The following is a 12044-nucleotide window of genomic DNA, read 5'->3' as shown; positions in this document are numbered from 1 at the left end:
AAGCCCTTTAAATGGAACTATTCGGGCAAGCCTTTGACCTCATAATGGCTATGGTTATTTATGCCGTCGAGTACTAGATCCGACTTGTGGAAGTGGCACAACCGCATATCTAGCTGAACAGTGGGGAAGACGCTGGCTAACTACGGATGTTAGTCGGGTTCCTTTGGCTTTAGCTCGTCAGAGACTTCTTACGGCGACTTATTCTTACTATGAACTTAAAGATGAAAGCCGTGGACCTGCGGGAGGCTTTGTTTATCTGCGCAAGCAGAATAATAAGAGAGAAGAAATTGGCGGTATCGTGCCTCGAATTACCCTTGGGTGCATTGCTAACGATGAAACGCCGGATGAAGAGGTGTTAGTCGATCGCCCCGAGACCGTCAGCGGTCTGACCCGTGTGACTGGCCCTTTCACCGTCGAGGCGGTCATTCCCACCCCCGTCGATGCCGAGCAGGATGACGAGGCGGCAGCTGTCACCCCCATGCTGGATGAGTCGCTATCGTTCTCAGACCGGATGTTAGAGGTGCTGCGCAAGAGTCCCGTGTTGCGGCTGGCGGAGAACAAGACCCTCACCCTCCAGAACGTTCGCAAGCCCACCAAAACCATCAATCTCTCCGCCGAGTGCATCGTCGAAGACATGCCCGTGGCCCTCGTCTTCGGCCCCGAAAATGGCCAGATCGTCGAGCGCACCGTCTATGAAGCGGCGATGGAAGCCCGCGCTAAGGACTACACCCATCTCTACGTCATCGGCTTTGCCATCCATCCCAACGCCCGTCGCCTGGTGGAGCACTGTTCCGAGCTCGTGGAGATTCCCGCCACCTACATCCAGGCCACCCCCGACTTGCTCATGGGCGACCTGCTCAAAAACATGCGCAGCAGCCAGATCTTCAGCGTGTGCGGCCTGCCCGAAATCAAAGTCCACTCCGCCGCCCCCCTCGACGACGGCACCCCCCGCCATCAGGTGGAGCTATTGGGCCTGGATGTCTTTGACCCCGCCACCATGGAGAACTACTCCCGCAGCGGCAGCGATGTCCCCGCCTGGTTCCTCGATACCGACTACAACGGTCTCTGCTTCCACGTCTGCCAAGCCTTCTTCCCCCGCACCAAAGCCTGGGACGGCATCCGCAAAGCCATCAAAGGTACCTACGAAGAGTCCGTTTGGGATCACCTCTCCGGCACCACCAGCGCCCCCTTCGCCCCCGGCGACCACCGCCAAATCGCCGTCAAAGTCATCGACGATCGCGGCAACGAACTCCTCGTCGTCCAGGAGATTTAAAGACTATGGATGAAGCGTATTCAATGGTTAAGGCACGCAGGATTTCTGCTTCATCTAGCGGACTGCACAGCACGAGTAATTATTGGGAACTCGCTTTGCAATGTCCATCTTGTGGTGAGCCCGTCTATTGGAAGTACGGTGGGGGAACTCGAAGAGACCATTTTTGCCATTTTCACAAAACACCCGATAGTGAACCGTGCCCGGAGCGAACCGACGGCTCTAGCAGCGCTGCTGTCGATTACGTCATTGATACTGAAAAATATCTTCTACTTAAAGATATTCAACAACAGTTGTTCACCATGCTCGCAATCGATTCTTTTGATTCTTTGTTGTCGTTCAAAGAGATACCTCCCGACTTTTTGGAAAGATTTGATGAAAACATCTCTCTCAATGAGACCGAACAAAGGGTATATAACTTGTTTCGATATGGACGATATAACACCATGGTCGATATTTTTAAAAAGGCTTTTAGGGAAGCAGAAGATGACTACAATATCTTCTCGATGGTTCAAGTCATGGGTAGACATAGAAATATAGATTTCAAGAGACTCGGTGGACAAAAAGAGAAAATAGCACGCGATATTCTAGATTTTCTATTCAGATCTGGCAACAAAGCAATTTTAACTAACTTAATTCGATTTTTTGTAATTGAAGTTGAGAAAGAATATCCAGATATAGATCCTGCCTTGAAAGCACACATCAGAATCATAAAGGCAGTCGCTCAAAGAGATTGGATTGCTTTCTTCTCAACGTGATTAAGGTTTTCTTAGATGACTTACGAAGTCGATACTCCCATCCTCAATTCCCCTTTCGAGCCACCCGATCGCTACTGGTTCATTCAAGAAGGAGAACAGCCCCAGCTCCGCACCGAGAGATGAAATCCGTGGACATCACAATTTCTGACCACGCAGCGATTGAGATCCAACGGCGCAACATCCGCTCCGAGGACATCAGGCAAGTCCTTAACAACCCGCAACAAACTCTGTCTATCAGACCCGGTCGCCAAATTTATCAGTCCATCATTGAAATGAACAGCAAACCTTATCTGCTACGCCTGATCATTGACGAAGGGACACCCCCTACCCTCGTAACCGTTTACCGCACCAGCAAAATTCAAAAATACTGGAGGCAATCATGAAAATCACCTATGACCCCAGCGTTGACGTTCTGCGAATCATCTTGGACGACGTTGAAATTGACGAAAGCGACGAGGAAGTTGAGGGCATCATTATGGACTACAACCCGGACGGCAAACTCATCGGCATCGAGATTTTAGACGCCTCCCAGCGGGTCGATAATCCCTACGTCATGAACTATTCCGTGGCGACCACCGAAGTAAGTCAACAAACAGCCTGATCGAGCAAGGCATCCGTTGTGCCGCGCACTACCTATGCTTGTTGACCCTCCTGAACCCGTCGCCCCCGAATACTGAGATGCAGGGTAATAGTTTCAAAACGAGGCAGAGACCAATGAAACAAACGGAAATTAGACAGCAGGGCTACAAAGCCCTCATCGACTCTCTAGGAGTCGCCAACACCTTGAGGTTTTTACAACAGCTCGGCGTCGGCTACGGCGACTACACCCAGGAGCGTCACCAGTGGCTCGACCAACTCACGATGGCAGATTTTCAGGAATTCGCCCGCCAAAAGTCTTCTGAGCCCAACGCCTAGCCAGACTCCTCTTTTAACTCCATGACCTACGAAGTCGATACCCCCATCCTCAACTCCCCCTTTGAGCCACCGACAAACTACTGGTTCATTCAAGAAGGAGAACCGCCCCAGCTTCGGGACGGACGCAGACCTTCGATTGTGTATCCCCCGGAGCAAACCCGCCCGTGGGATACCAGCGATGATGTGCTGCTACCCTGCAAACGGCTGCCCAACGGGCACGAGGCCAGAGGGTTCGATGCCTACTACATGACGCTGGTCAACCGCATTCGCGACGTGGTGGATAGCTGGCGATCGCAGGGCTACCCCGGCGTCACCCGCACCACCCTGGAACTGCTCCAGCACTGGAACGACGACGAACGGCAATGGCGACTGTTCTACACCCAGCGCGAAGCCGTTGAGACTGTCATCTTTTTGACCGAAGCCCGCGCCGACTTCCTCCAGGGCCTGACCATTCCTAGTGATGACCCCACCGAGCGGCAATGGGAAGACGGTATTCGGGCCTTTAAGCGGTACGCCTGTAAGATGGCTACCGGCTCCGGCAAAACCACCGTCATGGGCATGTTGGCGGCGTGGAGCATTTTGAATAAGGTCAACGATCGCAGTGATGCCCGTTTTTCCGATGTGGTGCTGATTGTCTGCCCTAACGTGACCATCCGCGATCGCCTTGCTGAACTCAATCCCGACAGCGGCGAAGCCAGCCTCTACCGCACCCGTGACCTGGTGCCCTCGCGCCTGATGGATAGCCTACGCCGGGGACGAGTGCTGGTCACCAACTGGCATCTGTTTGAGCGTCGCACCCCCCAGACCGCTGGCGATGCCCCGGCCAAGGTCGTCCAGGTGGGCGTCCCTGTCCAGACCACCGAAGTCATCCGCATCGGCGACAAAAACACCACCGCCCGAGGCCGCCGTTACCTTGACCTCGACACCTATCGCAAGCAAGTCGCCCTGGGCCAGCTCCGCGTCGCCGAAGGGGGCGAAAAGTACGATACCCAGGGCAACTTAGAATCCGCCAAAGTCGTCGCCTTTCGCCGGGTGGAGAGCGAAACCGCCTGGATACAGCGCATCCTGGGGCGCGAAGTTGGCGGCAAGCAAAACATTCTGGTGCTCAACGACGAGGCCCACCACGCCTACCGCATCCCGGACGAACCCCTGGACGACGAACAACAGGAACTGCTGGCGGAAGCTGCCGAAGAAGATGACGACTACACCCAGCGGGAAGCTACCATCTGGGTTGAAGGGCTAGACCGCATTCACAAGCTGCGGGGCATCAACCTCTGTGTCGATCTGTCAGCCACGCCCTACTACCTAACTAGCGTCGGCTACAACGTTAATATGCCGTTTCCGTGGGTGGTCAGCGACTTTAGCCTGATGGACGCCATTGAGTCCGGCCTGGTGAAAGTGCCTCAGCTTGCCGTGCGGGATACGACGGGCACCGAGATCCCTGGCTACTTCAACATCTGGAAGTGGATCATGGAAAAGATGTCACCGAAGGAGCGGGGCAGCAACAAGGTCAATCCCCGTCCCCAGGCGGTGCTGAAGTATGCCCAAACGCCCATCTCCATCCTGGGGGGCGAATGGGTAAAAATGACCCAGGAATGGGCCGATGCGGAAAACGGCAATGACGATCGCCCGCCCGTCTTCATTCTGGTGTGTAAGAACACCCAAATCGCCAAAACCATCTATGAGTGGTTGGCCGAGGGGAAACAGCCGTCCAACGTCTCCCCCAACAAAATCGAGCTATTCCACAACACCCCCGATCGCATCAACACCATCCGCGTCGATTCCAAAGTGTCTCAGGAGATGGAAGCTGGTTCCTCCGCCTCCGATGAAGCGAAGTGGATGCGCTTTACCCTCGATACCATCGGCAAAGCCACCTGGCCCACCGACCCGCAAAAGCGCCCCATCTATCCCGAAGGTTTTGAAGCCCTGGCCGAAAAGCTCGATCGCCCCCTGCATCCCCCCGGTCGCGACATCCGCTGCATCGTCTCGGTCGGAATGCTCACCGAAGGTTGGGACTGCAGCACCGTCACCCACGTCATCGGCATCCGACCCTTTATGTCGCAACTGCTCTGTGAGCAGGTAGTGGGCCGCGCCCTCCGTCGCCGCAGCTATGAATTGCAAGATAACAACCAGTTCAGTGAAGAGGTGGCCCAGGTCTTTGGGGTGCCCTTTGCGATCGTGCCGTTCAAAGCTAACAACGGGGGCGGTAGTCGCCCGACCCAAAAACGGCATCGCATCTATGCGGTTCCCGGCAAAGATGACTTCCAGATCGAGATTCCCCGTGTGGATGGCTACACCCAGGCCGTCCGCAATCGCGTCAGAGTCGATTGGGAAACCGTACCCACCTTAGAAATCAACCCCTTTGACATCGCCCCTGAGGTGCAGATGAAGGCGACGGTGCTCAACAACAAAGGGCGACCGTCCCTCTGCGGTCCCGGCAGCCTGGAGGATGTCAACCTCAATCCCTACCGCCAGGGCCGCCGCTTCCAAGAGTTGGTCTTTGACCTGGCGACCACCCTAACCAAGTCTTACATGAGCAATGGTCGCTACGAGGCCCCAGCCCATGTGCTGTTTCCCCAGTTACGGCAGATCTGCGATCGCTACCTGCGAGACAAGGTTAAGCCCATCTCCCCTGCCCAAATCCTCGATGTCTTTCTATCCCCTTACTACGGTTGGGTGGTCGATCATCTCACCGACGCTATCCAGCCCGACACCGACCAGGGCGAAGCCCCCGAAGTGCCGTTCTACGACACCCATCGTCCGGTCTGCTCCACTGGCGACATCGACTTCTGGACGAGCAAAACCGTCCGGGAGGTGCTGAACTCTCACGTCAACTATGTTGTCGCCGATAGCAGCTGGGAATCCAGCACCGCCTACATCCTCGACAATCACCCCGGCACCGCAACCTTCATCAAAAATCAGGGGTTAGGCTTTGCCATCCCCTATCTGGGAAAAGACGGCAACACCCACGACTACATTCCTGACTTTATCATCCGCTTCAAAACCGAGCAGCCCCACTACTTGATTTTGGAGCCCAAGGGCTGGGACCCCAACCGCGATCGTAAACGCGCCGCCGCCGAGCGCTGGTGCGATGCCGTCAATGCCGATGGTCGCTACGGCCACTGGCAATACCGTCTGTGCCAGCAAAAAGACGCCCAGCAACACATGGACGAAGTATGGGCAATCGTCAGAACTTCAACTTCTTCAGTTCAGCCAATTGCTAGCACCCGTTAGCAAAAACTTTCTTTTGGAATAGCGTAGGGGTGGATTATGATTGTGCGATTTTGGGTCGGAAGCTTGGTGACATTTGGGCTATGGGGGGCAACCACAGTCGCTTTGGCAGAGCTACCTCAAATAGCCCAAGCTCAGGCCAATCCCACTACCTTTACCGGGCAACTAGATGAGACCAGCAACATCTTGGAAGATGGCAACTATTTCAACTTGCATACCTTTGAGGGGAGAGCAGGAGAGAATCTCACTTTTGAGCTTAATAGTGAAGATTTTGACGCTCACTTACTTTTGCTAGATCCATCAGGTGAAATCCTAGCTGAAGATAGTGATGCTGGGGAGCTTACTAACGCAGTGCTTACAGTGGAATTACCAACCACAGCTTCTTACACAATTGTTGTAGGTACTGACAGCCGTCGTGAGACAGGTGAATATACATTAGTTTTACGCCAAAGCTCAGAAGTTGACTTACTTTTAGAGAGAGCAAATATCCTCAATGCCCAAGCGTTTGAATTGGGACGTAATGGACATTTTATTGAAGCTGAGTCTTTCTATCGAGAAGCCTTGGAGATTCGAGAGTTATATTTAGGTGAACAACACCCTGATACTGCATTAACACTTGACAGCTTAGCTCTGCTAAACAAGACGCAAAATAGGTATGAAGAGGCACTGAGCTTTTATGCGAGAGCACTAATAATATTTCGAGAATACCAAGAGACTATTGAGGTATCACTCCAGGAGTCTGAAGTTTGGCATGATCTTCGGACACCACCACCACTTCTACCTTCTAGTAAATACTTTGATGTCGAACCTGACATCCTCCAAGGAGTACTATATGGCCTCGAAAATTTAATAGCTTATATCCTTTCGGATATGGCTGACATATATTTGATTCAAGGAGATATTGAAAGAGCTGAAAGTTATCGAGAAGAGTGCTCGGAGGGTAGTTTCTATTTTGAACATGAAGTTTGTATATATCCTTTATCTATTGTGGGCTCTCTTATTGAGAGCATCAACTTAAGTATAGACTCGAAAGATTACGATAAAGCCGTATATCTTCTGAGGGAAGCTATCAACACGGAGAACCGTGAAATAGTGAATGAGAGCTTCGTATTTGCGTCTGATTCTGAAAGGGCTTCTTATATACAAAGCCTTTTGACCACTACCAACCTTGCGATTTCACTAGACTTGGGAATAGGTTTCCAATACCCCGAGCTGAGTTACCTTGCAGCTCATACTATTGCTAAGCGTAAGGGCTTGCTATTGGAAATGGAAGGATATGCTATGAGAGGTTTACGTTCGTTTGCCACATTTGGAGAACAGAGTATTTCCGACGAGGAAGTATTGTTAAGCCAGCTAGCACGTAAGAGGAGCGAGTTGGCTAGCCTATATTATGCATCTCGTGAAAGTCTTAACTCTGAACAATATCGCAATAGGGTCGCTGATTTAGAAGCCGATATTGATCAAATAGAGACCCAACTAAGGAACTCTCGAGACATACTCAATTTTGTCGATTTCTTGCCTGTTACTCCTGAGGCTTTTCCCTCAGATGAACCTTACGACGGATGGCCACGTATCTTTTATGGGACAGAATTTGATCCCAATTGGACAAATTCGGGAATTCCCTTGATATCAGAGCGAATCCCCAGTGAAGGTGTCTTGGTCGAGTACATTCGATATCGGCCATTTAGACTTGATGAATCTGGCAATCCCTCTAGTTCACCCCGCTATGCCGCTTACCTGCTCTTCCCCAACGGTCGCGTTGAATCTATTGACTTAGGCGATGCTGCCGATATTGACACCGCTGTTATCTCTCTCAGTAATGGCCTCGCCAATGTACAAGCGGTGGACGAAATTCACCGCCGTGCCCAAGAGCTGGATGCGCTAGTCATGGCTCCGCTCCGGGAACAACTGGAGGGGGTCGAACACCTGCTGATTTCCCCTGACGGTGCCCTCAACCAAATTCCCTTTGAAGTGCTGCGCTCCACCAGTAGTCAATACCTAATTGAAACTTTTGAGATTAGCTACCTCACCAGTGGTCGTGACTTGCTCAATCTCGACTCAATCCCCCCCAGCTCTAACCCTCCTCTCATCCTCGCAGCTCCCAACTATGGCGAGATTGTTGCTGCTGCGCCCGATAGCACTGGTCAGCGCTCGGTTGATCTGGCAACCCTCACGGTGGGGCCATTGCAACACGCTTTTCATGAGGGTCAAGCCCTTAGCGCTCTGCTTCCGGATGCGAACTTCCTCACCGGGCGCGACGCGACTGAAACAGCCCTCAAGCAATCCCCAGCTCCCGGCCTCTTGCATATAGCCACCCACGGTCTTTTCCTGGAAGACGCGCCCCGCCGTCAGGCAGTAAGGGATGCTGAGGGCATGGCCTTTAACGACACCTACGAAGTGCCCATCGAAAATCCTTTACTGCGAGCCATGCTGGCCCTGGAAGGCTTTAATGCCCGCAAAAGTGGTCAGGAAGATGGCATTCTGACTGCCTTGGAAGCGGCCAGTCTTAACCTCTACGGCACTCAACTGGTGGTGCTCTCCGCGTGTGAAACGGCTCAGGGCGAGGTGGTCAGCGGCGAGGGAGTTTACGGTCTACGACGAGCCTTTACCCTAGCTGGGGCAGAGTCTTTGGTCATGAGCCTGTGGCGCGTGGAAGACGAAGGTACCCAAGACCTGATGGTGCGCTATTACGAGAATCTGCTCAGCGGCATGGGTCGCAGTGAAGCTCTCCGCCTGGTACAACTGGAGATGATTCAGGCTGGAGACCAATATAGCCACCCTTACTATTGGGCCGCGTTTGTCCTCACGGGGGATTGGCGTCCGTTAAAGCAATAATGGGCTGAGGAGTCGAGATGACTATGCGCGATCGCCTGCCCCAAGCTCTCCAACACTACCGCCAGACCTTACAGGACTGGCAGCAGGACGCCAGTGCCGATCGCGCCCTGGCCGTACTAAAAGCCCGTGATGCCCTCCAGGTCGTGTTGGACGCTGGGACCACACCGGGAATCTATACCCTGCAACATCTCCGTGGTTTGGATGAAACCCTGCGGCAGCAGGTCACAGCCATAACACCCCTGGTGGATTTTGCCGCCTATCGTCGCAGCCTCTCCCCGCCCGCCACCCGCTGGTGGTGGTCTTTGGACGAGTTGCAGCCCCCTCACCGCCGCGATCGCCGGGACTGGCTCTATCGAGGTGGTCAAGTGCTGCTATGGACCATCAGCCTGGGCCTGTTAGGGGACATCATCCGCCGCTTCTTCCTCGGGGGACCGGGGGTATTGGGCGTATCTGCCATCGCTTTCTCCAGTCTGTTGACCCTACTCAACGCCCGCAGTGAACTAACCAAGGCGGGTCAAGCGGGCTTCGATGATTTGTTAAACACCCTGAGGGTGCCGTCTCATTGGCATGAGGAAGCCAAGTTAAGCGCCACGGGATTACTGTCAATCTTTCTATTAGGGCTGTGGTTGTCGCTGCCTACCATTTCGAACTTTTACAATCGCTTAGGTATGGGCAATGCAGAGGCCGGGCGCTTAGGGAGTGCTCAGCAAAATTATCAGCGGGCGATCGCCCTCAATCCCGACAATGTGGATGCTCACTACAACCTCGGCACCCTCTATGAAGACCTGCAACAGTTCGAGTCTGCTCAAAGCCAGTATGCGATAGCCCTGCAAGGAGATGTGCCCCAGGCGTACAACAACCTAGGGCGGCTATATTTGCTACCGGCCCAAGCCGACCCCGGTGCAGCGGTGGCGCTGTTATCAGCGGGTTTAGAAGTCCTGGCGGACCAGGAAGCGGAGCTGAAAACGGCAGGGGAGTTTTTCAGCACGCAATACAACCTCTACAAAAATCTAGGCTGGGCGCTGCTACAGCAGGGCCGCTATGAGGAGGCGGCATTTCCCCTGCAGGCCGCGATCGGGGTGGTGACTCAGCGCCCTGAAGCTACTGCAGAGATTACCAATCCAGCCTCAGCCCACTGTCTGCTGGCGCAAGTGGAAGCGCAGCAAGGGAATCAAACGGCGGCCTTAGAATCCTGGGCTGAGTGCTATCGTCTCGGAAACAGCACCAACCCCGATGAAGATCTATGGGGGTTCCAAGCCTGTCAACAACTTACGGAAGCAAACCAGCCATGCGTCAAGGATTGAATTTTACCCTTTCTCTATTCGCCACGGGCCTAGCGCTACCGGTCTTCAGTGTCCCGGCGCTGGCCCAGAGTCTCGGGGTAAATTACATCTCAGACATTGGCGGACAGGCAGAGGTGAATGGCAACCGGGCCTATGTGGGGGACTTTGTGCGCGGCACCGATGAATTGCGGGTGCGCTCCGGAGGCAATGTGGGGATTGTCTGCAACAACGAAACCCGCGAGCGGCAGTTTCCGGCAGGAACGTACACCGTTGGCGATTACTGTACGGAATCTTCTTCATTGCGTACCGGGCGGCGGCGGCCTTCTCGGGAGGTGAATGGCACGGTGCCCTATGTGATTAGCCCTCGGGAGACGGCGCTACTACCAGGGACAGTGCCCACCCTGAGTTGGAATCCGGTAGCGGGGGCGCAGACGTATCAGGTGCAGGTGTATGCGAACCCGACGCAGCCCCTTTGGACAGAAGAGGTCTCGGGAACCTCGGTGGCCTATGACGGGCCACCTCTAGAGCCGGGAGTGCGCTATCTGATCGAGGTCAGCTCGGATACGGGGCTATCGTCCAATGCGCTGGGCGCTGCGGTGGGTTTCCGGCTGCTGTTGTCCTCGGAGGCAGAGCCGATTCTGGTGGAGGCGGAAGCATTGAGAGCGGCGGAGTTGAATGAAGATGCGACGGCGATCGCCCTGGCATTGCTCTACAGCAATTCTCCCCCACCTACAGGACCCAACCCGCTCACCCTGACCCAGGCAGCGATAGACATGCTGGAAGACCGCATTGAGGCGGGGACAGATAATGCGCTGATCTATGTCCTCCAAGGCGATCTCTACCTCTCCATTGGCCTGACGCCCGAGGCCCAGACGCTTTATCGGCAGGGTTTGGCATTGGCGACGGAATCGGGGCAATTGCAGGGGCAAGCGGGAGCCTGGGATGGGTTGGCGCTGTTGGCCCAGGCGCGTGTAGACATAGAGACGGCGATCGCTCAAACCCAGGAGGCGCTAGCGCTCTATGACGTGTTGGGTGACTCGGAGCAGGTAGCGGTGCTGGCGGAGCGACTCGATTTTCTGGAGAGTCAACGCTAGCACGGACTTGGGACAAGATTTAGGACGCTAAGAGGGAATGGATGATGGCAATACGTTGGTGGGTTGGGGCGTTGGGGGCGTTGGCACTGTCGGGGCCAGCGCCGCTGACTCTGGCAGAAGAGACTCGACTGACTCAGGTGACGCCTAATCTCCCAATTCAGAATCCTCTGGAGCATGCAGATGCACTGAACCAGCAGGCCGTTGAACTCTTCCATGCGGGACAATACCAAGAGGCCGTGCTTCTAGCCGAGGAAGTTCTGGCGATTGTGCACGAGCAGGTGGGGAATCGCCATCCCTATGTCGCTACCAGTCTCAACAACTTGGCCGAGCTATACCGTGCCCAGGGGCGCTATGGGGAGGCCGAACCCCTCTATGTAGAAGCCCTGTCGATTCGTCGCGAGCAGTTGGGGAATCGCCATCCCGATGTCGCCACCAGCCTCGACAACCTGGCCGAGCTGTATCGCGTTCAGGGGCGCTATGGTGACGCCGAAACCCTCTACGAAGAAGCCCTGTCGATTCGTCATGGGCAGTTGGGAGAGCGCCATCCTAATGTCGCCCTCAGCCTCAATAATCTGGCCTTACTGTATTATGCTCAGGGGCGCTATGGGGAGGCCGAACCCCTCTATGTAGAAGCCCTGGCAATTTGGCGCGAGCAGTT

At 54.5% G+C, this 12044-nt stretch carries 10 protein-coding genes; all 10 read left to right on the top strand.

Translation table 11 applies throughout. From position 1 onward, the window contains the following. Positions 1 to 298 precede the first annotated feature (298 nt). Complete coding sequence (locus JUK32_RS17095; RefSeq protein WP_204140073.1) at positions 299 to 1273, top strand: hypothetical protein; 975 nt, start codon at positions 299 to 301, stop codon at positions 1271 to 1273. 5 nt (positions 1274 to 1278) lie between these two features. After that, complete coding sequence (locus JUK32_RS17090) at positions 1279 to 2028, top strand: hypothetical protein (RefSeq protein WP_204140072.1); 750 nt, start codon at positions 1279 to 1281, stop codon at positions 2026 to 2028. A gap of 128 nt (positions 2029 to 2156) precedes the next feature. Then, entirely contained in the window at positions 2157 to 2411 is a 255-nt protein-coding gene (locus JUK32_RS17085; protein ID WP_204140071.1) for a DUF4258 domain-containing protein, read from the top strand. Next, on the top strand, positions 2408 to 2629 hold the full coding sequence (locus JUK32_RS17080) for a DUF2283 domain-containing protein (protein WP_204140070.1): 222 nt from the start codon (positions 2408 to 2410) through the stop codon (positions 2627 to 2629). The genes JUK32_RS17085 and JUK32_RS17080 overlap by 4 nt, the downstream gene beginning before the upstream one ends. 113 nt (positions 2630 to 2742) lie before the next feature. Then, a complete protein-coding gene (locus JUK32_RS17075) occupies positions 2743 to 2943 on the top strand; it encodes a hypothetical protein (protein WP_204140069.1) in 201 nt (66 codons plus the stop codon). A gap of 21 nt (positions 2944 to 2964) precedes the next feature. Continuing rightward, positions 2965 to 6177, top strand: a complete 3213-nt coding sequence (locus tag JUK32_RS17070; RefSeq protein ID WP_204140068.1) for a BPTD_3080 family restriction endonuclease — start codon at positions 2965 to 2967, stop codon at positions 6175 to 6177. A 36-nt stretch (positions 6178 to 6213) separates the two neighbouring features. Continuing rightward, positions 6214 to 9009: a CHAT domain-containing tetratricopeptide repeat protein gene (locus tag JUK32_RS17065; protein WP_204140067.1), complete on the top strand. Its 2796-nt coding sequence runs from the start codon at positions 6214 to 6216 to the stop codon at positions 9007 to 9009. A gap of 17 nt (positions 9010 to 9026) precedes the next feature. Next, positions 9027 to 10313: a tetratricopeptide repeat protein gene (locus JUK32_RS17060; protein ID WP_204140066.1), complete on the top strand. Its 1287-nt coding sequence runs from the start codon at positions 9027 to 9029 to the stop codon at positions 10311 to 10313. Beyond that, the gene (locus JUK32_RS17055; RefSeq protein ID WP_204140065.1) at positions 10298 to 11386 is read left to right on the top strand and encodes a hypothetical protein; all 1089 of its coding nucleotides are present in this window, start codon (positions 10298 to 10300) and stop codon (positions 11384 to 11386) included. The genes JUK32_RS17060 and JUK32_RS17055 overlap by 16 nt, the downstream gene beginning before the upstream one ends. A 44-nt stretch (positions 11387 to 11430) precedes the next feature. Further along, positions 11431 to 12044: tetratricopeptide repeat protein (locus JUK32_RS17050; protein ID WP_239112769.1), on the top strand; the 614-nt coding region annotated here is incomplete at its 3' end.

Source organism: Halomicronema sp. CCY15110 (assembly GCF_016888165.1).
Lineage (GTDB): Bacteria > Cyanobacteriota > Cyanobacteriia > Phormidesmidales > Phormidesmidaceae > Halomicronema.
Note: the sequence above shows the minus strand (reverse complement) of the source record. Positions and strands in the feature narration are given on the sequence as shown.